General features: G+C 55.2%; 17 protein-coding genes. 9 read left to right on the forward strand and 8 right to left on the reverse strand.

The genetic code is table 11. From position 1 onward, the window contains the following. Position 1 precedes the first annotated feature (1 nt). Genes AUQ41_RS14790 through AUQ41_RS14810 form a run of 5 tightly spaced genes read left to right on the forward strand, consistent with a single transcriptional unit; the run spans position 2 to position 4,496 of the window. On the forward strand, positions 2-562 hold the full coding sequence (locus tag AUQ41_RS14790) for a TRAP transporter small permease (RefSeq protein WP_063089099.1): 561 nt from the start codon (positions 2-4) through the stop codon (positions 560-562). Continuing rightward, complete coding sequence (locus tag AUQ41_RS14795) at positions 559-1,881, forward strand: TRAP transporter large permease (protein ID WP_063089100.1); 1,323 nt, start codon at positions 559-561, stop codon at positions 1,879-1,881. The genes AUQ41_RS14790 and AUQ41_RS14795 overlap by 4 nt, the downstream gene beginning before the upstream one ends. A gap of 26 nt (positions 1,882-1,907) precedes the next feature. Further along, complete coding sequence (locus AUQ41_RS14800; RefSeq protein WP_158586134.1) at positions 1,908-2,387, forward strand: MarR family winged helix-turn-helix transcriptional regulator; 480 nt, start codon at positions 1,908-1,910, stop codon at positions 2,385-2,387. A 22-nt stretch (positions 2,388-2,409) separates the two neighbouring features. Continuing rightward, the gene (locus AUQ41_RS14805) at positions 2,410-2,871 is read left to right on the forward strand and encodes a thioesterase family protein (RefSeq protein ID WP_063089101.1); all 462 of its coding nucleotides are present in this window, start codon (positions 2,410-2,412) and stop codon (positions 2,869-2,871) included. An 11-nt stretch (positions 2,872-2,882) separates the two neighbouring features. Further along, entirely contained in the window at positions 2,883-4,496 is a 1,614-nt protein-coding gene (locus AUQ41_RS14810) for an acyl-CoA dehydrogenase family protein (protein ID WP_063089102.1), read from the forward strand. A 57-nt stretch (positions 4,497-4,553) separates the two neighbouring features. Here AUQ41_RS14810 and AUQ41_RS14815 read toward each other — a convergent pair whose 3' ends face one another. From AUQ41_RS14815 to AUQ41_RS14850, 8 genes are all read right to left on the reverse strand, one after another. Beyond that, positions 4,554-6,074, reverse strand: coding sequence for an FGGY-family carbohydrate kinase (locus tag AUQ41_RS14815; protein ID WP_063089103.1), 1,521 nt, complete (start codon positions 6,072-6,074; stop codon positions 4,554-4,556). Between the two features lie 4 nt (positions 6,075-6,078). Then, a complete protein-coding gene (locus AUQ41_RS14820) occupies positions 6,079-6,927 on the reverse strand; it encodes a class I fructose-bisphosphate aldolase (protein WP_063089104.1) in 849 nt (282 codons plus the stop codon). Positions 6,928-6,964: 37 nt separating this feature from the next. Beyond that, positions 6,965-8,659: a glycerol-3-phosphate dehydrogenase/oxidase gene (locus AUQ41_RS14825; protein ID WP_143588758.1), complete on the reverse strand. Its 1,695-nt coding sequence runs from the start codon at positions 8,657-8,659 to the stop codon at positions 6,965-6,967. Positions 8,660-8,670: 11 nt separating this feature from the next. Beyond that, on the reverse strand, positions 8,671-9,666 hold the full coding sequence (locus AUQ41_RS14830; RefSeq protein WP_063089106.1) for an aldo/keto reductase: 996 nt from the start codon (positions 9,664-9,666) through the stop codon (positions 8,671-8,673). Continuing rightward, the gene (locus tag AUQ41_RS14835) at positions 9,666-10,628 is read right to left on the reverse strand and encodes a sugar-binding transcriptional regulator (protein ID WP_063089107.1); all 963 of its coding nucleotides are present in this window, start codon (positions 10,626-10,628) and stop codon (positions 9,666-9,668) included. The genes AUQ41_RS14830 and AUQ41_RS14835 overlap by 1 nt, the downstream gene beginning before the upstream one ends. A 20-nt stretch (positions 10,629-10,648) precedes the next feature. Next, a complete protein-coding gene (locus AUQ41_RS14840) occupies positions 10,649-11,608 on the reverse strand; it encodes an ABC transporter permease (protein ID WP_063089353.1) in 960 nt (319 codons plus the stop codon). A gap of 92 nt (positions 11,609-11,700) precedes the next feature. Then, positions 11,701-13,233, reverse strand: a complete 1,533-nt coding sequence (locus tag AUQ41_RS14845) for a sugar ABC transporter ATP-binding protein (protein ID WP_063089108.1) — start codon at positions 13,231-13,233, stop codon at positions 11,701-11,703. Positions 13,234-13,353: 120 nt separating this feature from the next. Next, positions 13,354-14,391 carry a substrate-binding domain-containing protein gene (locus AUQ41_RS14850; protein ID WP_063089109.1) on the reverse strand — a complete coding sequence of 346 codons (1,038 nt, stop codon included), beginning with the start codon at positions 14,389-14,391 and terminating at the stop codon, positions 13,354-13,356. 604 nt (positions 14,392-14,995) lie between these two features. Between AUQ41_RS14850 and AUQ41_RS14855 the strand changes: the two genes are divergently transcribed. From AUQ41_RS14855 to AUQ41_RS14870, 4 genes are all read left to right on the forward strand, one after another. Then, positions 14,996-16,750 (forward strand): PAS domain-containing sensor histidine kinase, encoded by a 1,755-nt coding sequence (locus AUQ41_RS14855; RefSeq protein ID WP_063089110.1) that lies wholly within the window; start codon positions 14,996-14,998, stop codon positions 16,748-16,750. Then, the gene (locus AUQ41_RS14860) at positions 16,719-18,089 is read left to right on the forward strand and encodes a sigma-54 dependent transcriptional regulator (protein ID WP_063089111.1); all 1,371 of its coding nucleotides are present in this window, start codon (positions 16,719-16,721) and stop codon (positions 18,087-18,089) included. The genes AUQ41_RS14855 and AUQ41_RS14860 overlap by 32 nt, the downstream gene beginning before the upstream one ends. 244 nt (positions 18,090-18,333) lie before the next feature. Next, positions 18,334-19,671 (forward strand): ABC transporter substrate-binding protein, encoded by a 1,338-nt coding sequence (locus AUQ41_RS14865; protein WP_063089112.1) that lies wholly within the window; start codon positions 18,334-18,336, stop codon positions 19,669-19,671. Between the two features lie 21 nt (positions 19,672-19,692). Then, the gene (locus tag AUQ41_RS14870; RefSeq protein ID WP_063089113.1) at positions 19,693-21,006 is read left to right on the forward strand and encodes an ABC transporter substrate-binding protein; all 1,314 of its coding nucleotides are present in this window, start codon (positions 19,693-19,695) and stop codon (positions 21,004-21,006) included. Positions 21,007-21,056: the final 50 nt, after the last annotated feature.

The raw sequence follows: 21,056 nt of genomic DNA on the forward strand, positions 1-21,056 counted from the left end.
CATGTCAGGAGCCACCCGTGATCACAATGGGCGCGGCAATCGCGCTGCGCCCATTCATTTTCTTGGTCAATTTGTTGATCGTGCCTGCATTGCATCCGCTACTGTTGCGGGTGCCGTCATGCTTGCTGTCGCCGTCACGGTAACGCTGTCCGTGACCATGCGATATATCGGCATTGGCGGCATTCGTGGTGACTTTGAAATTGTCGAAATGGGATGCGGGATTGCCGCGTTTCTGTTTTTGCCGTTGTGCCAACGCAAGGGCAACCATGTCATGGTCGACATTTTCAGCATGGCCTTCCCCCAACGCACCCGCACCATTCTGGATCAACTCTGGGAGATCCTGTTCTGTTGTGGCTGGGTGATTATTTCCTGGCGGGTCGCATACGGCCTGATTGATATGTTTGATTATAACGACCGCAGCATGCTTTTGAGAATGCCCACCTGGATTATCTACGGCTTCGCACTGTTCGGGCTTGGGCTTTCAGCCCTGACCGCGTTGTCGAACGTGATCGAACAGTTTGTTCGCCCAACCACCCCATCGCAAACGGATGCCCCACAATGAGCCCGGTTGAAATCAGCATCATTATGGTCGTCGTCCTGCTGGCGCTTATTTTCCTGCGCATGCCGATTGCATTGGCGATGGCCGTTGTCGGGGCGGGCGGATATGTGGTCCTGTCGGGATGGATGCCGCTGTCGGCCTATCTCAAGACCGCGATTGTCGATAAATACATTTCCTATGACCTTGCGGTCATTCCGCTATTCATCCTGATGGGGCAGATTGCCACCAGAACCGGTATCAGCCGGGCGATCTTTACCGCATCCAATGCCTGGCTTGGTCATTGGCGGGGCGGACTTGCCATGGCATCGGTTGCCGGCTGTGCGGCGTTCGGATCGATTTGCGGATCCTCGATTGCGACCGCAACCACCATGGGCCGGGTGGCCCTGCCGGAAATGCGGCGCCACGGATATTCCGGCGCACTTGGGGCCGGAACACTTGCCGCGGGTGGTACGCTTGGCATTCTGATCCCGCCGTCGGTGGTTTTGATCATTTACGCCCTTCTGACCGAACAGAACATCGTCAAACTGTTCCTGGCCGCGACCATTCCGGGGCTTCTGGCCGTGCTTGGCTTTATCCTGGCGATTGGCGTTTACGTTCGCCTGTTCCCCGAAGAAGGCCCGGCCCATGCGGGGCTTCCGATGCGCGAACGCATCCGGTCGCTTGGCGGGATCTGGCATGTTGCGCTTGTTTTCATTGCCGTTCTGGGCGGGATTTATGGCGGTGTCTTCACCCCGGCCGAGGGGGCATCTGTTGGTGTGGTGCTCATTGCGCTGACCGGCTTTCTGATGCGCAGCCTTTCGGTGAAAGGCCTTTTTGAATGCGTGATCGAGACTGCCGGGACCACGGCGATGATCTTTGCCATCATTTTTGGCGCGGATCTTTTCAATGTCGCGCTTGCCCTGACCCGGGTGCCGACCATGGCGGCCGAGTGGGTCGGCACGGCCGGGATCGCACCGATGACGGTTTTGATGGTGGTGATCCTGTTTTACATCGTCATGGGGTGCATCATGGACAGCCTGTCGATGATCCTTTTGACCGTGCCGGTGTTTTTCCCGGCCTTCATGGCGATGGATTTCGGGATGGATCCGACCCATCAGGCGCTGTGGTTTGGTATCATCACCCTGATTGTTGTCGAACTGGGGATGATCACACCCCCGGTCGGGCTAAATCTGTTTATGATATCGGCGATGGCACCCGATATTCCGACCCGCAAGATTTTCCGCGGGGCGGTGCCGTTCCTGCTGGTCGAGTGCCTGCGCATCGCGATCATCGTCGCGTTCCCGGTACTGACATTCTGGCTGGTGGATATCGTCACAGGATAGCCGCGTCCAAAAAGATGGAGACACCGTTGCAAGCAAACAAAAAGAAGAAAAACGATACGGATACCGGTATTGCGGGATTGTCGCCCGACAGTCCGCTGCGCGGCTTTGTCGGCTATAACCTCAAGCGTGCCTATATGTCGATCCATAGCGATTTTGTCGCCAGCCTGACGCATCTTGATCTGAAGCCGACGACCTATAGTGCGCTCGCCATCATCAATGAAAACCCCGACATCAGTCAGACCGACCTGGCGCGGGCTCTTGCCATGGAACGGTCGAACATTGTCGTCATGGTCGATGAACTTCAGGCGCGCGGATTAATCGTGCGCAATAAGGTGCCAACCGATCGTCGTGTCTATGCGCTGCGCACCACCGCAAAGGGGATCGAGCTTTTCCTTGAGGCCAGCCGTGCGGTTCAAAAGCACGAAGACAAGCTTCTTGAAGGGTTTGATCCCGAAGAACGCGCACACCTTGTAGAGATGCTGATCCGTATTCAGCAGGTCAAATAACGCTTAGATCAGGTAAGGTTCCATGTTGCGACTGTCCCGTGAAATCCGTGTTGAATGGGGTCACTGCGATCCGGCCCGGATTGTCTATAACCCGAACTTTTATGACTGGATGGAAGGCGGCCTTCTGGCCTTGCTGTCAGTTGCCGGGTTCGACCTTGCCACAATGATCGCAAAGGATGCCGATTTTCGCGGAACGCCGCTGGTGCGTGGTGATGCCAGCTTTATGGCGCCTGCCCGGGTCGGGGATTTGATCGTGCATCATGTCGAAGTATCACGCTGGGGCGGCAAATCGTTCGACCTTTCCCATCGCTTTACGCTGGGTGAAACCACCTTGCTTAAAGGATCGCAAACCCGCGTCTGGGGCCGTGCCAACCCGGACAACCCCGCAAGTCTGGTTGCCGTTCCCGTGCCCGATGCGGTCAAGGCCGCCTTGTCAGAAAACAAGGTTATCCGCCTGACACTCCATCAGGAAACGCAAGTTTAAGAGACGCCGTCGTGATCCCCTTCAAAGCGCCGATTGACGATATTCTGTTTGCCCTGTCAGTGACCGGCGATGAAAACGGTGCTGCAGAACACGGCTTTGATGCGGAAATCACCCGTGAAATTCTGGATCATTTTGCCCGCTTTGCCGAAGACGTCATCGCCCCGATTGATGAGCCGGGCGATCAGGAAGGCTGCCGGATCGAAAATGGCCGGGTCCGGGTGCCATCGGGTTTCAGCAACGCCTATCAGAGCTATGTCGAACAGGGATGGCAGTCGATTTCACTGGCTGAGGGATTTGGTGGTCAGGGTGCCCCGCCCACCGTCTGTGGCGCGATCAGCGAAATACTGGCTGGGGCCTGTCATTCCTTTCAGATGGTCACCGGACTAGTCCCCGGTGCGGCCAGACTGATTGCCCAATTTGGCACCGATGACCAACGCCAGACATGGCTTCCCAAACTGGCATCGGGCAGCCACCTTGCCACCATGTGCCTGACCGAACCGCAAGCAGGCTCAGACCTTTCGGATATCCGCACGGTCGCAAGCCAGCAAGAAGATGGCAGTTGGGTTCTGAACGGGGAGAAGATCTTTATTTCCGGCGGGGATCAGGATCTGAGTGATGAAATACTGCATCTGGTTCTGGCGCGGACCGGTACTCGCGAAGACGGCGTTCGGGGGCTGACCCTTTTTCTCTGTCCGTCACATTCGAGCGAGAACGAACGCAACACCATCACGGTCACCCGGATCGAAGAAAAGATGGGTTTGCATGCGTCACCCACCTGCCAACTGGCGTTTGACGACGCAACTGCCACCCCGATTGGCCCAATTGGCAAGGGGTTGATGTGCATGTTCACCATGATGAACCATGCCCGCCTTGATGTCGCCTTACAAGGGGTGGCACAAGCCACGCGTGCCCATCACATCGCCCAAAGCTATGCCGCGGAGCGCAAGCAGGGCCGCGACAGAAAAACCGGCCAACCGATTTCCATCGATCAGCATCATGACGTTGCGCGCATGCTGGCCCGCCAGGACATGCTGGCGATGACCGGCCGCTTGATGGCCTATAAGACCTTTGCGTTGATGGAGACGGGTACAAATTCCGACCTGATCGAATTTCTGACCCCGATTTGCAAATCTTTCTGTACCGATGCCGGGGTTGAAGCCGCCCAGATCGGCATACAGGTCCTTGGCGGCTATGGCTATTTGCGCGAATACCGGGTGGAACAAACACTGCGCGATGCGCGCATCTGCCAGATTTACGAAGGCACAAACGGCATTCATGCCCTGACCCTTGCCGGTCGCCTGACCCGCCACAAGGACGGCGCAAGTGCCAAGGCGTTCGAGGCCCTGATCAGCGAACTGATTGCGGGCACCCGCGGTGATACCGAGTTGGCAAAGCAGCTTTTGACATACTGGCAACAGATGACATCAGAAATCATCGCCAGCGACACGCCAGATCAGTTTGCCCAAGACTATATGCAGATCAGCGCGGCAACCTATGGCGTGGCACTTTGGACGGAACTGGCGGATCGACTTTCAGTCGATCAAACCAGCCGCTATGAGAAATGCCTGGCGCAGGTAATCGAATGGGGCCGTGTCACACTGGCCTGTTGCAAGGCACGCGGATAGTTAATCAGTCACCTGCGCCCTGTCACGCCATCGCACGACAGGGCGCGGGAATGAGCATCAAGAATTCACTGCCGCGAACCGCGCCCAGAACGGCAACATCGCTTTTTCAAGGTCATGCCACATCGCAAAGCGTTTGCGATAAATCTCGCTGGCATCCGGGTTCGGGCTGTAATGGCGATCCATCGAAACCATGTTGTCGGCGGCCTGTTCATAACCGTGATACATTCCAACCCCGACGGCCGCTGCCATCGCCGCCCCCAATGCACCGGTTTCCTGACATTTTGCCACACTGAGCGGCAATTCAAGAATATCGGCGATGATCTGTGGCCAGATTGGGCTCCGCGCCCCACCGCCGGACAGAATGATTTTGTCAAACCGCGCCCCGGTTGCACGCAGTTTGTCCAAATGCTGCAGATGGGCAAAGGTCACACCTTCGTAAATGGCGCGCAACATATCGGCCCGACCGTGCCATCCACCAACGCCAAAAAAGCCGGCACGGGCAGTACCGTTACACGGCGCACCATAAAGATATGGATGGTAATAGGGCCCATCGAGACCAAAGGTGCTTTTGGCAACCAGTTCGTTGGCAAGATCAAACGGTGATTTTCCCGCTGCCACTTCGGCATCATGTTCAAGATATTCACGCACCAGCCATTCCAGATTGACAGCCGACGTCGCCGAACTTTCGATCGACATGAACCGGCGATCCGCATAGCCCGAGGACATGAAAATCTCGTTCTCGTTCTGGAAATCGACATTTTCGACAATGATCTGATTGATGCTCCAGGTGCCAACGATCATCGATGCCTGTCCCGGCCGTGCGACACCCGAACCAAGGGCACTTGCGATCACGTCAAAGAAGCCGGCAACAACCGGCGTGCCTGCACGAAGACCGGTTTTGGCCGCAACATCGGCTGTCACGTGACCAACAATCTCGCTTGGATGGGCAAGACGCGGAAGCTTTTGGCGCGCATCCAGAATGCCGAATGCATCAAGCAGTTGGTCATCATAAACGTTCTCTGGCATGCGCAGCATGCCACATCCGCCCATGTCGGAAATGTCCGTCACCAGTTCGTTGGTCAGCGCATGCGTCACGATATCCTTGCACAGCAAGACCGACTGCGTTGCGTCGTACATTTCCGGGCGCTCACGCTTGATCCATGCCAGCAAGGTTGGCGTTTGTGACACCCATGGACGTTGCCCGGAAATCGGATAAGTGATGTCTCCCACCCCATCGGACGCAAGCTTATCCACCAGCACATTGGCACGGGTATCAAGCGATTGAATTCCCAGAAGGGCCTTGCCACCGGCACCAAGCAAATACAGCCCGTTGCCATGTCCGGCACTGCCGATGGCAGCGACATCGGAGGTATCAACGCCCGATTTGTCGATGACCTTAGCCACCACCTCAAAAAGGTCATGGCGCATCTGATCAATATCGCGCTCAACAAATCCCGGTGCCGGGCAGCGCGAAACAGCTTCGCGCGAGGCATGGGCAATTTCCCGCCCGCTGGCATCGAACAATACGGTTTTGACGACCGTATTGCCCGCATCAATTCCAAGAAAATAGCGTCCCATGGTTCTATCCTTTGAGCCCAAGATAGATATCCCATGCTTTGGCGCCGTCTGCTTGATCATGGATCATCGCCATCAGGGCCGCAACAACCGCCTTTGGATTGTCATGCTGATAAATGTTGCGTCCATACACCATGCCATGTGCCCCCTGCGCCATCAGGGCCGCTGAATTATCAAACACGGTTCTGAGATCGGCCTTGCCACCACCGCGCACAAGAACCGGGCAACGGGCCGCTTGCACAACATGATGGAAATCATCGGGATCATCGGTCGGGTCGGCCTTGATGATATCGGCCCCCATTTCACGGGCCAGCCTTACGAGCGTTGTGACCTTTTCGGTATCCCCGTCGACCAGATAACCGCCACGTTCACTGTTTGGCTGCATGACAAGTGGCTCGATCATCAGCGGCATGCCGTATTTTTCGCAGTCATTGCCAAGCTTCGAAATGTTCTTAACGCATTGACGGAAAAGATCAGGTTCATCTGGCAACATGAAAAGATTGACCACGACACAGGCCGCATCCATGCGCAAAGCCGGCAAGATCGGATCGGTTTCATTCTGCATCACCGCCCACATCGAACGATGACGTTCCTTGTTATAGGGGTTACCCATATCAACGCGCATCACCAGTGCCGGCCGGTTTTCACCCGGAAGGGTTTGCAAAAGATCGGACTGCCCGTAATTCATCTGAATGGCATCGGGACGGGCATCAACCAGGGTGTTGACGACTGACTGGATATCTTCGAGCCCCACCATAAAGCTCGGCTCATTGCAGACGCCGTGGTCAATCGCAACATCGAGACAGCGACCGTTTTTCATCAAACGGTTCAGGCGCACTTTTTTTGATAGATACATGTTTCCTCCTCTGACCGGCATTTCCGGTTATTTTTTTTCAGACAATGCTGTGTTTTTTGCCGAGCTCTTCGCGCAGCAATTGTGTGTGATGATCAAGTTCAGCTGCTGACCAGCCCAGAACGCCGGACATCAACGTTCCGATTTCCTCGATCAAATTGGGAGTGATCCCGCCTTCCAGACCTATACCCGTGCGGCGCAACAGGATGTCGGAAAGGCTTCGAACCTTTTCATTGCGGATCAGGAATTCGATCTCGCGGCGCGAATAGGTTTCCGCTGCCACAAGCGGGCCATCCGGTTCGGCCTGACAGAACAGCGCGATATCGCGTGCTCTGCTGCCATACCTTTCGGCAAGGCGTTCAAGTGTTGGGCGATCAACCGCAAGATCAATCAGTTCTGCACCGATCCAGTCATCTAGATCGCTTTCGGAGTTGGGGAAATCTCGCCCACCGCCGATCTTAAGACGACGGGTATCGCAAACGCGTTTCCGCCCCAGCCGTTGTAAAACAACATCGGCGATTTCTTCGCCAAACACCCGGAAGGTGGTCCATTTGCCACCAATCAGGCTGATGACCGGGAAATCACGCTTTTCATTGGCTTCCTGTTCGCGGTGTGAATGATCGCGGCTGATCCGGCCGGTTGCATCCGCGTCACTGACAGGAAGCGGTCTGACACCAGTAAAGACATGAACAATATCGTCGCGCGCGATCTCGATTTCCGGAAACACAAAGCGCAATGCGCCAAGCATGTAGTCCTTTTCACTTTCCTCACAGCGGGCAAGTTCCGGGTCATCGATCAGGATGTCGGTCGACCCGACAAGCGACACACCAAGATAGTTAAAGGCAATGCAAATTCGGCCATCCGCATTCTCGTAATAGACCATCTGATCGCCAAGGGCGCTGGCCAGCTGTGCATTGCGGATCATCAGATGCGATCCCTTGGTCCCGCGTACAAAACGCGGGGTGTCGTTTTCCTGACCACTGGACAGGGCAAGATTGGTGAAATCGACCCATGCACCGGTGGCATTCACCACAAGGTCTGGCGTAATCGTCCCGGTTTCGCCGGTTAAACGGTCACGCCAATGGAGTTCGCCACCGTCGACCTTTTCAACACCGATATAGGAATGCGCGCTGGCATTCGGGCAGGCCTGCTCGGTATCGAGGATCATTTCGACACCCAGCCGTTCGGGGTACTTCACCCAGGCGTCGTAATAGATCGCGCCAAACTTCGCATCCTGTGAAAGATCCGGTGCCATGGTTTGAAGTTGCTTGCGCGAGACAAACCGATGCGCTGGCATGGTGCGGCTTTTGCGCGACAACCAGTCATAAAGCATCAGGCCGATCTTGATCATGATTGCCGATCGCCGCGACGGTCCGCTTCGCAACCCGATGAAGCGCTTCAACGATGCAAGCGACCCATGAACCGTATCGAAAATCGGTACAAGTGTTGGCAGCGGAAAGACATAATGCGGTGCATTGCGCAGCAGGAAGTCGCGTTCCTGCAAGGACTGCCGCACCAGGCGAAACTCGCCATTTTCCAAATAACGCAACCCGCCATGGACCATGCGTGAAAGTGCCGCACTTGCACCGGAACAGAAATCCCTCTGTTCAAGCAAAACAACATCTACCCCCTGCAGGGCAAGATCACGGAACACACTTATTCCGTTGATCCCGCCCCCGACCACCACGACAGTGGCCCGTTTTGGGATGACTTTATCCTGAGAATTTTGTGTCATCTCATGATCAATCAGGCGGCGCGCGCAACAGGGCCAAGATGGGCTGATATGGCCTTATCGATGATGGCCAGTTCGTCGGCACCCAGGACGATTTCACCCGCCTTTGCATTTTCTGCTGCCTGCTGGGCATTGCGCGCCCCGCAAAGCGAGAAGGTTATGCCCTTTTGCGCAATGGTCCAGGCAATCACAATCTGGCCCGGCTGCACATTGTGCGCATCGGCAATCGGCTGCAGAACCTTCATGAAGTCGGCAACACGTTTGCGGTTTTCGACCGAGAATTTCGGGTTTTCCCGACGAAGATCGTCGCCTTCAAACACACGGTCTGGGCCGATCTTGCCCGAAAGCAGGCCAAGCGCCATTGATGAGTAGCTCAGTATCGCGACGTTATTTTCGACACATAGCGGGACCAGCTCATCTTCAAGCTGGCGTTCGAGCATGTTGTAGCATTCCTGAATGCTGTCGAGCTGACCAACCGCGAGATACTGCTTCATCTCGTCGGCATTCACGTTGCTGATCCCGATCGAGCGGATCTTGCCTTCTTTTTTCAGATCAAGAAGGGCCCCCATGGTTTCGGAAATCGGGGTTGTCGGGTCCTGCCAATGGGTGATGTAAAGGTCGACATAATCGGTGCGCAGACGTTTCAGGCTGGTTTCAAGTTCGCTGCGAACAGACTCAGCCCCAAGATAGCGATGGATCTTCTTGTCATGTTCGTCGACAAAATAGTTGCCCTTGTCCGTATCCCAGACCATGCCGCATTTGGTCGCGATCACCACCTGATCACGGCGGCCTTCAATGGCCTTGCCTACCAGTTCCTCGGCACGACCAAGCCCATAGGCCGGTGCGGTATCAATCAGCGTGATACCGGCATCAACGGATGCCTGAATGGCCTTGATGGAGTTGGCGTCATCGTGACCACCCCACATCCAGCCCCCCATGGCCCAGGTTCCAAGCCCGATTGCGGATGCCGATACACCGGATTTTCCAATTTCACGAATAAGCTGTGCCATCAGGCATCTCCTTTTAGTATGTCGCTGACCGCATAGGCGGTTTGCTCGTCTATCGCCAAAGTCGTCAGGAAATCACCGCGCAGGATGGCCGCAATCGGTTCTGCCTTGTGTTGCCCACTGGCAATGGCAAAACGGTGCGGGATCTGACGCAGTTCTTCGAGGGTAAGGGCAACCACGCGGTCATTGCCCGAATAGTCACAGGGAGTTCCGTCCTTGCTGATCAGATGTGCAAGCAATTCACCGCTCGCCCCGGCGGCAAGGACTTCTGCCGGATCGATATCGTCATCCAGTGAAAGGTAGGTCGATGTACTTGCCCGAACGGAACCGATACCCATCACCGCAATGTCGGCCTTGCGCGCGATGTCGAAAACATCACGGATGGATCGTTCATCAAGCAGGGTATCGCGGGCTTCACGCGATCCGGCAATAATCGGTGCATGCAGTTGAAGTGCCCGCCCGCCAAGCTTTTCTGCCATCGCCATCGAGACCTGATTGACGTCGGTGTAATATTTCCCCTGAACCCCGCCGGTTCCGGGAACAACGGTTACGTCATAGGTGCGCTTGGGCTTCATGGCCTCGACAATTGCGCTGACGCCAACACCGCCCGAAATCGCAATCGTCATGCCGTCTTCGAGTTTCTCAAACAAGGCAGCCGCTGCTGCATCAGCAGTCGATTTGATTGTGATTCTGGGATCGGTTGAAACTTCCGGGACCACGATCGCATTGTCGATCCGCCCCATTTCGGCAATCAGGGTGCCAAGATCCAGCATGCTGCCAAATGGCGATTTAACCGTAATTTCAACCAGACCACGTTCCTGTCCTTCCTTCACCAGTCGATTGACGGTGGTGTGGGACAGTCCGGTCATTTCTGCGATCTTGGCCTGGGAGATATTCTGTTGATAGAACATCACCAGAACCTTGTGCAAACGGCGTAGTCGCTCGAATTCTGTGCTGTTTGTCATTCTTTTTATTCCTGCCGCAATTACGATTTGGCCGACGCGCCGCGTTTGCGGCGGTTAAGCAGATGATCAGCCGATACCGCGACCAGAAGGATCAGACCGCGAATGATGTCCTGCCAGTAAACCGGGACGTCCAGAAGGATCAGCGAACTTGTCACCAGCGACAAAAGTGCCGCCCCCAACACCGCCCCGAAGATTGTGCCGGAACCGCCGTTCAGGCTGGCCCCTCCGATAACAGCGGCGGCAATAACGCTAAGTTCCATGCCGATGCCAAATTGCGGGGTCGCCGCACCAAACCGCGCCATATAGACAACCCCGGCCACACCGGACAAAAGCCCGCAAAGGGTCGAACAGAAGATCTTTATCCGTTTGGTCTTGATCCCTGAGAACAGCGCGGCTTTTTCATTACTGCCGGTGTAATAGACTTTGCGAAAGATGGTGGAATGCCGCAGCAAGAGGTCGAAAAACACCACCAGTGCAAAGAACAGAATGATGACAAACGGCATCCCGGCAATGTCGCCCTGTCCGATGAATTTGAAGCTTGGCGGCAGGCTGAACAGCGACTGCGGGGTCCCCTTGGTGATCAGCAGCGAAAGACCGCGCGCAATCACCATGAAGGCAAGCGAAACGATAAAGAAGTGAAGCCCGATGCGGGTCACGCATTGTCCCATCAGGAACCCGATGAAACCGCATACCAGAACGGCAATCATACTGGCCGTCCAGGGATCCAACCCCATCAGGAACAACTTGCCGCCAATCACCATCGCCAGACACACGACCGAACCGACAGAAAGATCAATCCCGCCAACGATCAGAAGAATGGTCATGCCGACCACGACAATCCCCTCGATCGAGAAGGACAGCAACATGGCGCGGAAATTCTGCCAGGTCAGGAAATAGGGTGAGGCAAAGCTCATGGCGATGCAGATGATCAGGATGATGGCAACAAGCCCGGCTTCACGGGCCTTGAAGATTCCCAGCATTCGGCTTTGCCCCCCGTTTTCCAATTGGGTTGTCTCCGCTTTCAGGTTTTCGTCTTTTGATTTGGTTTGTGATTTCAGTGCCTTGACCAATGTCATGACGCTGCCTCCCCTTTCGTCATGACCGCTTTCTGACACGAAATACCCGATGCCAGTTTCATGATTTCTTCTTCGGTCATGGTGTCGCCTGCAACTTCGCCTGCCATCCTGCCTTCGTGCAGAACAAGGATGCGGTCGCAAAGACCGATCAGTTCGGGCATCTCCGAGGAAATGACCAGAACCCCGACCCCGTCATCGGCAAGATTGCGCAGGATGCTGTAAATTTCGCTTTTTGCGCCGACATCAACACCGCGTGTCGGTTCGTCAAAAATGATGATACCGGGATGCACGGAAAGCATCTTGGCAATCGCCACTTTTTGCTGATTGCCGCCGCTCAGGGCAGAGACCGGCTGGTTCACATTTGCACAGCGTAGCGAAAGCAAACGCCCCAGTTCCTCGGCGCGTTTTTCTTCGGCGCGCTGACGTACAAATCCCCTGCTGCTGACATGGCTGAGATCAAGGGCCGTGATATTTGCCGCAATCGACAAATCAAGAAACACGCCCGATCCTTTGCGATCTTCTGACAGATACACCAGACCGTTTTGAATGCTTTCGGCATAGCTTCTGATGTCAAACAGCTTGTCGTGCATGCTGACAGTGCCGCTTTTCTTTCGGCTCAGGCCGCAGATCGCATGGGCAAGTTCACTGCGACCCGCCCCGATCAATCCGGCAAGACCAAGAACCTCGCCCTTACGCAGATCAAAACTGACATCTTGCAAGAAGCTGTCATCACAAAGATCCCGCACTGACATCAGCGAAGGTGTCGCATGATGAAGTTCGGTATTCTTTGCCGGAAACTGATTAAGGATTTCGCGCCCGACCATTTTGGTCGCGATTTCATCGGGGCTGGTTTCAGATGTCATCAATGTGTCGATGAACGTACCATCCCAAAATACCGTAATGCGGTCCGAAATCGCGAAGATTTCAGCCATGCGGTGACTGATATAGATGATGCCGATATTGCGCGCCTTCAGGTCGGCAATGATCCGAAACAGCGCCTCGGCCTCGGTATCGGTAAGGGCGGCTGTCGGTTCGTCAAAAATCAGGACATCACAGTCAAGGGTCAGCGCCTTGGCGATTTCGACGATCTGCTGACTTGCGATCGGCAGGTTTCCGACCTTTTCGTCGACCGGGATCGGCACCAGATCGGCAAGAATTTTTTTGGCGCGTTCACGCAGTTCGCGATCATTCATCAGGAATGCGGTCCGCGAATTCGTCGCTGCCATCAGAATGTTTTCGGCAACCGAGATATCAGGGCACAGGGCAATTTCCTGATGCACCAGCCCGATACCGTGGGCCTGTGCCTTTGCCGGATCAGGCAGAACGATATCGCGCCCCTTGAAATGGATACGTCCCCGGTCAGGGGCAAACACACCACTGAGAATATTCATCAGCGTTGATTTCCCGGCACCGTTCTCGCCCATCAGGGCATGGACTTCACCGGGCATCAGCGACAGTTTGACACCGCGCAATGCCTGCACCGGACCGAATGATTTATGAATGTCGTCGACTTCTAGAATGGGCTGCATAGAACCGGCTGCCTTGCGATAAAAGAAGGGTATCCCTTCCTTCCGACCAATTGAACGTGGGAGGATCGAAAGGAAGGGCGCTCTGGTCGCCATGGGCATGGCGACCAGATTTTGATGGCCTTACTCTTCAATACCTTTGGTACCGCGACGCTTGAGATAGGCTTCCCAATAGAAGTCATCGGCATTTTCGGCAGTCACCACCGCATAGCCGTTATCGATATAGGGAACCATCATCGGGTTGGTGCCGCTGCGCTTGTAGTCGTTCATCGGATCGATCAGATCCGGATGGGCCGCAAGAAACAGGGAAATAAAGCCCATATATCCCTGAATGCCCTGGTTCGGGTTGATCGAGCCAAACACCTCGCCCGCCTTGATCATATCCAGGATCTTGGCATTGACGTCTGCGGTCATGACCTTGATATCGGCCTTGGTTTCAATAGCGGCTTGCGCAGCACCCAACGCACTGTTTGCTTCTGGCATGAAGACCGCGCCAAGGTTCGGGTGGGCCTGATGCATGGTCAGGACAGCATTATAGGCCTTGGTCGGATCCTGGTTTGACGCTGCACGGGCAACCAGTTTCATATCCGGGTATTTTTCTTCCATGCGGGCGATGAAAGCCGAAACGCGACGATCGTGGTTGTCCTGCCCCGGGTTTTCCAGAACGGCATATTCGCCAGATCCACCCATGGCTTCGGCGATGGCATCCGCCGCGGCGGCGCCTTCGCGATCATTATTTGACGTGATGTAGGCCGAGCGTTTTGAATTCGGAGAATCTGCTGCGAAGGTCACAACAGCAATGCCCTGTTCAACTGCGCGGTTGATCGGTGCGATGAACGGATCGGAGTTCATCGGATGGACCATGATGCCTGCCGGTTGACGCGCCAGGACCTGTTCAAAGGTCGCAATCTGCTTGTTCACATCATATTCCGGGGTGCCGGTATAAACCGTTTCACACCCCATCTGCTGTGCAGCTTGCTTGAACATTTCGTAGACCGGGAACCAGTATTCAACGCCACTGACCATGACATTCATCGCGTAAAGTTCACCCGGCTCACACTGGAACGCACTTTTCTTTGTGTCCTGCGCCATAGCCGAAGACGCAGTGAGAGTCATAAAGGCAGCTGCTGCTGTTCCCAGCAGCATTGATTTGATTTTCATGTTATCCTCCCTAATGCGTAACCAATTTCCGGGCTTTCCAGGACACGGTGTGGTTCGCACGATGTTATTTATGGTAGATATTTCATTGATCGAAATATCTACCATTCATTTGGATTGATCCCAATTCGGGAGTCAACATGAAATATATTTCAACCTTTTAGTTCGCCCGAAAAGCATTCAAAGCCAACGATTTCGGCAGGAAAATAAATTTTCGCCGATCGTGTTCAACCTGTTTTTCTGTGATGACTTCGGGCGGAATCCCCGCCTGAAGATCGCGTGACAACGTCTAAAGTCACAGCGCTTTGCAAAGCTCAGAGCGAAAACTCTCAACATTATCGATAGGGACAACAGGCGCTTTGCCGCGACTTGATTTAGGTCCGGAAAGATAATCAGCCTGATACAACCACCCCCACCCGCGAATTGGCTGGGGTGAGAAAAGCGTACTTCAATGTTGCGCGTCATGACGACGCCTATTTGATAGCTTGCTATTTTTACGGCAATTCTACACAACAAGAAGTAGGAACTTAACAAGCAGCAGCGCTTTCACAAGAGCCAAGCCGCGGTTAGAATTGTCTTGAAAGTTCCCGTCTAGGGGAGGCACCCGGTGGCCGGATTTCATTGGTCCCGAAACCAACGACTAAGCCTTGTGGGCCGATATACCTTGTTATCGGTCGGTGTTGTCGTGTGCGCGCTTCTGGCACTCAGCTTCTTTTATCAGCGCTTTTCCAATGAACTGATTGACCGTCTGACAGGTGAACGGCTCAGCGCGCAGGTCGCGGCAACGTCAAACAAGCTTTCTGCCTTTCTTGATGCGCGCATCTATCAGCTGGTTACGCTGTCCAACCACCCGGCCCTGCCGGCCTTTATTGAAGCGCCGAATTCCCCGCAGGCTGAAGAGGCCCTGACGCTGCTTCGGGTGGAGGCAGATTCGCCCGACCTTTATGGCGTGCTGTTTTTTGACTGGTACGATAATCTTGATCGACTGGTCGCAGGCCAAGCCGCATCCGGCCCGCCTTATTGGTCGAAAAACGGTTGGGATATTTCCGGCCTGCCGCGTGTAGAGCACGAAGGTATTGAGTTTATCGGCCCCAAATTGCCCGAAAATGGCAATTCCGGCTGGATTTTAATGCGCGCACACATTCGCGATACCGGCTTGGGGCAGAACACGTCTGTCGCCCTGCATGTGCGTCTGGCGTCCCTGACCGAGCTTCTGGCGAGTGCCGGGGTGTCGGGCGTGATTGATCCGCTTTTGCGCACGCCGGGCGGTATTGTTCTTGATGCGACCGGGCGCCCGACCGAGGTCACTAGCGAGCTAATTGAAGGCCCCAGCATCCTTCCGGGATGGAACCTTGTGATGAGTGTTCGACCGGGCACCATCCTGCAACCGATTGATGAAACGCGCTTTTGGCTAGCGGTGACAGCCGCCGTCATCATTGTGGTTATTCTGGCGATCTTTTTTGCCCTGTCGCGCAGCCTGCGTCGACGGGTCGATACACTTGTTCAGGGGGCACACAGTATTGCGTCGGGCGATCTGTATTACCGCCTGCCCGAAGGTCGCCGTCGCGATGAAATCAGCACGGTCGCCAAGGCCTTCAACACCATGGCATGGCAGCTTAAAGACCTGATTGATCGAACAGTGCGCGCCGAAAAACTTGCCGTTCTGGGCCAGTTTGCCACCGGTGTCGCGCATGAGGTCCGCAATCCGCTGGCGACGATGAAAACCACCGTTCAGGCCCTTGTGCGCAAGGAGCCCGATGGCGAGCGCAAAACACTTTTGGATGATATGGGCCATCAGATTGATCGGCTGTCACGCGTGGTGAATGATCTCCTGGCCTATGGCCGACCCGGTGAAGCCTGCCCGCAGGAAACCGAAATACGGGATCTGTTCCGACAGTCATCACGCGTCCTGATCCCGGTCGCCGAAGAGGCCCAGGTGCGGTTTTACACCAGCGGCGATTCCCGCCTGACGATCTTTGTCGACCCGGATCAGGTGCTGCAGATCCTGCTGAATATCGGGATCAATGCCATTCAGGCCTGCCAGCCCGGCGGCACGGTGAGCCTGCGCGCAGAACGCCACCAGGATCAGGTCGAGATCCGCGTCACCGATGATGGTTCGGGCATCCCCAAAGAGCATTTGCTTGACGTCGTGCAGCCATTTTTTACCATGAAAAGCAAAGGAACCGGACTTGGCCTGACAATCAGCCAACAATTGGTCGAGTCAAATAACGGTTCAATCAATATTGAAAGTGCCCCGCAAGAGGGCACGACAATCACATTGAAGTTCCCGGCAACGAAATCGGAAACTTCAAAGGAGGAAACATCGAAAAATGCCCCGCCAGATCAGGATTCTGATCGTTGATGATGAGGAATCGTTCGTCCGATCACTAAGCTTTGCGCTTCGTACCGAAGGCATGGATGTCACCGGCGTCCATTCCGGTGAAGATGCGTTTTTGCAAGTCCGTGAAAACAAGTTCGATATCATCTTGCTTGATCTGCGCTTGCCCGGTGCCAATGGCATGGAGGTCCTTGATAGCATCCGCAAACTTGATATCGACGTGCCCGTCATCATGATTTCGGCCCATGGCGATACCCGTGCGGCGGTGAAGGCCGTCAAACTTGGTGCCGCCGATTACCTTAGCAAGCCGTTCGAGCTTGATGAGCTGATCCACACAATCAACACCACACTTGATCAGAACCGCACCGCGCTTGAGCTTGATTACCACCGCAAGCGCAATGTCCCGACCAACGGTCTGATTGGCGAATGCGCGCCGATGCGCGAATTGCGCACAACGATCGACCGTGTCGCACAAAGCAGTGCCAGCCGCATCCTGTTGCAAGGGGAGTCCGGGACCGGCAAGGCGCTGGTTGCGCGTGCCATTCACGGCCAAAGCCCGCGTGCTTCCAACGCCTTTATCGAAGTCAACTGTGCCGCCCTGCCAGAACAGCTGATTGAAAGCGAACTGTTTGGCGCCGAAAAGGGCTCCTACACCGGTGCGCATCAGAAACGCACCGGCCTTGTCCGTCTTGCCGATGGTGGCAGTCTGTTTCTGGATGAAATCGGCGAATTGCCGCTGGCGCTGCAGGCGAAGTTTTTGCACTTCCTTGAAAACGGCGACTATCGCCCGGTCGGGAGCGAACATTCAGCATCGGCCGATGTCCGCGTAATTGCCGCGACCAACCGCGACCTTGCCGAGGAAGTCCGTCTGGGCAATTTCCGTGAAGACCTGTTTTACCGCCTGAACGTCATCACCATTGATATTCCAGCACTGCGCCACCGCGGCGAGGACATTATCAAACTGGTCGACCATTTCGCCGATCATCAGGCCAAGGCCGAAGGATGCCATCCGATCCATTTTGACGATGCAACCCTTGATCTGCTGCGCCACCATCGCTGGCGCGGCAATGTGCGCGAACTTAAAAACCTGATTGAACGTCTGACCATTCTTTATCCATCCAAACAGATTTCGCCGGACCTGCTACCGGCTGAATTCCACGTCACGGATGATAACCCGGATGATCTGCATGGCGGATTTTCCGATGGTAATGCGCAATTGCAGGACCGCATGGACAACACCGAGCGTCATCTGGTGCAAGATGCGCTTGATCAGGCCGACGGTCACAAAGGCCGTGCGGCAGAAATACTTGGTATTTCACGTCATGCCCTGAAACGCCGACTACAAAGGCTGGGCCTGCAATAACTTATCCCCAAACCGAAGCATTTCCGATGCACTCTTGAGCGGTTTCCGCTCAAGAGTGTTTTGCTGTTTGAGCGCCTAACGCTCAAATTCGCGCTCAAGACCGCTCCATGGTTTTGGCCCAAAACGGTCAATCGCGCGGCTTTCCTGACTTTGCGCCGAAATTTCGCAACTGGCACAGCCTTTGCGGAATAGCGAGACAAAGGTACAAACGCGGATGGAACAACCATTCGCAGGGAGGAAAGTCATGGAGATGCTCAAACACCCGGTTTCCGGGTGCATCACCATTATTGTAGCCACGTTCGCACTGTTTGCGGCCAATACCGCACAGGCAGAACGTTTTGAGCTGGGCGCATCTGCACAGAACGCAGATGCTGTCATCGGCTGTTTGTACCCGATGACCGGACGGTCGGCCACCTATGGCCGCGACAGTATTTCCGGCATCAAGATCGCCCTTCAGGACCTCGAAGCCGAAGCAAAATCCGGCCTGGATGTGCCCAATCTGCGGGTCATCGCCGATGACCCGCGATCAAAGGCATCCTATGCAGTTCGGCTGGCACAGGATTTCATCACCAATGACAATGCCAAGTTCTTCTGTGGCATCGTGTCATCGGGTGTGGCCCACGCCGTAAGCGATCTCGCCAAGAACGAAAAGATCATCATGGTCGGTACCGATCATGCGTCATCGCGGCTCAGCATCGAGGCCGGCCACGATTATTACTTCCGCGTCACCAATGACAGCTGGACGTCGATGGCCGCCGGTGCGCGTTATTTACGCGATCTGCAAAAGGAAACCGGCTGGAAACGCCTTGCCTTTGTCGGACCGGATTATGATTACGGCCATGTTTCCTGGACGGATCTGCAACTCGCCCTTGATGAACTGGATGTTGAATATGAAACCGTCGGCGATTTGTGGCCGAAGCTCTATGAGCCGGATTATTCGATCTATATCAACGCCCTGCAATCAGCAAAGGCCGACGTGGTCGTAACCGCCCTTTGGGGCGGGGATTTCATCGCCTTTATCAAACAGGCGGCATCAACCCGTTTCTTTGAAACCACCCGTCTGGCCAATTTCGATACCGGTGCAAATTACGATGTGATGATGGCCCTTGGTGATCAGCCCTATCCGGGTTTGATCCTGTCGGCGCGCCATCACAATAACTGGCCCGACACCGGCCGTAACAAGCGGTTCGTCAAACAGTTTCACGACATGACCGGGCGTTATCCGACCTATGCTGCCGAAGGCGCCTATACCGGGATCATCGCCATTGCACGCGCCATTGAAAAGGCTGGCGGCGTTGACGATGACCGCGCGCTCATCACCGCACTTGAAGGATTGCAACTGGCCCTGCCCGAAGATCCGTCGGGCTTTGCATCCTATATCGATCCCGAAACTCACCAGATTGTCCAGGCGCAAGCCGTGGGCACGGTCGTCCACAACGAAGACTTTCCGCCATCGAAACTGATGGTGGGGAACTGGGCGATCTACGATGCCGAAGACCTCAAACCATCGAAAGAGATGGTCAAACGTCGCCGCGATGCCGTGGCCGGCGGGTCAGAGGCAGTTCCACCGCCAACTCCATGACCTTTCCCAAGGGAGGAAATAGTGAAGAACAATAAATCAAAATTCAGCAAATACCTTGTATCGGGCGTCGCAGCGCTTGCCCTTGCAGCTGGCGCAGCCGGTTCTGCATCGGCTGCTGAAAACGGCAAATTCCGCGTCGGAATCGTGACCTTCCTGTCCGGTCCGGCAGCTGGTCCGTTCGGCGTTCCGTCGGCAAATGCCGCCAAGGTTCTTGTTGAAGAACTGAACAAGGGCAACCTGCCCGCACCATACGACAAGATCGGCATCAATGGCGCTGAAATCGAAGCCGTGATCATCGACGAAGCCGGTGGTGCAACCAAGCAGGTTGAAGAATACCGCAACCTTGTTCAGCGTCAGAAAGTCGATGCTGTCATCGGCTATGTCTCTTCGGGTGACTGCCTGGCAATTGCGCCGGTTGCCGAAGAACTGAAAACCTTCACCATCGCATATGATTGCGGTACTCCCCGCCTGTTTGCTGATAACCCGGACGCGGCCTACATGTTCCGTACCGGTCTTGATGCATCGGTCGATAACATCGGTGCTGTTCGTTACCTTGCCGCGACCCGCCCGGACGTTACCCGTCTTGCCGGCATCCAGCAGAACTATTCCTGGGGTCAGGACAGCTGGGCTGACTTCACCGCCGCTGCATCGGCACTCCTCCCTGAAGCAGAAGTTGTCGAAGAACAGTTCCCGAAAATCTATCAGGGCCAGTACGGTGCTGAAATCTCTGCCCTGTCCGTGAAACGCCCGGAAATCGTTCACAGCTCCTTCTGGGGTGGTGACATGGAAGCCTTGGTTCTGCAGGCAAATGCCCGTGGCCTGCTTGAAGATGCAACCGGCCTTCTGACCTGCGGTGAAGCATCCTTTGCCACCTACAAGGATCAGGCCCCGAACGGCATGATCATCGGTGCACGTGGCCCGTTTGGCCAGTTTGCCCCGGACAACGAACTGAACACCTGGTTTGAGGGTGTCTATCAGAACGCCTATGACCTTGAGCCGGTCTATCCGGCAACCAAGATGGCCCAGGCGATCCTAGGTCTGAAGTATGCCGCCGAGAATGCCGGTGTCGCCGATAAGGAAATCCCGTCGGCAGAGCAACTTGCTGCTGCGATGAAAGGTGCAACCTTTGAGTCGGTTTCGGGCACGGTTGAAATGGCACGCGGCAATGGTCATCAGGCCATGCAGGGTATCACCTATGGTGAATACCACTACGAAGACGGCGTTGCCTCGATCAAGAACGCTGTTTCGTTTGATGGCGAATGCGTAACACCCCCGGAAGGTGTTGCTGCTGCGGACTGGATCGCAGACGGCTTCCCGGGCGCCAAGTGTAACTAAGTTGCCCGCTCTGTTTCACAGAGCTTCCTGATCCTGCGGACATCCCGTCT

The sequence above is a fragment of the Thalassospira sp. MCCC 1A02898 genome (genome assembly GCF_001618185.1).
GTDB lineage: Bacteria > Pseudomonadota > Alphaproteobacteria > Rhodospirillales > Thalassospiraceae > Thalassospira > Thalassospira tepidiphila.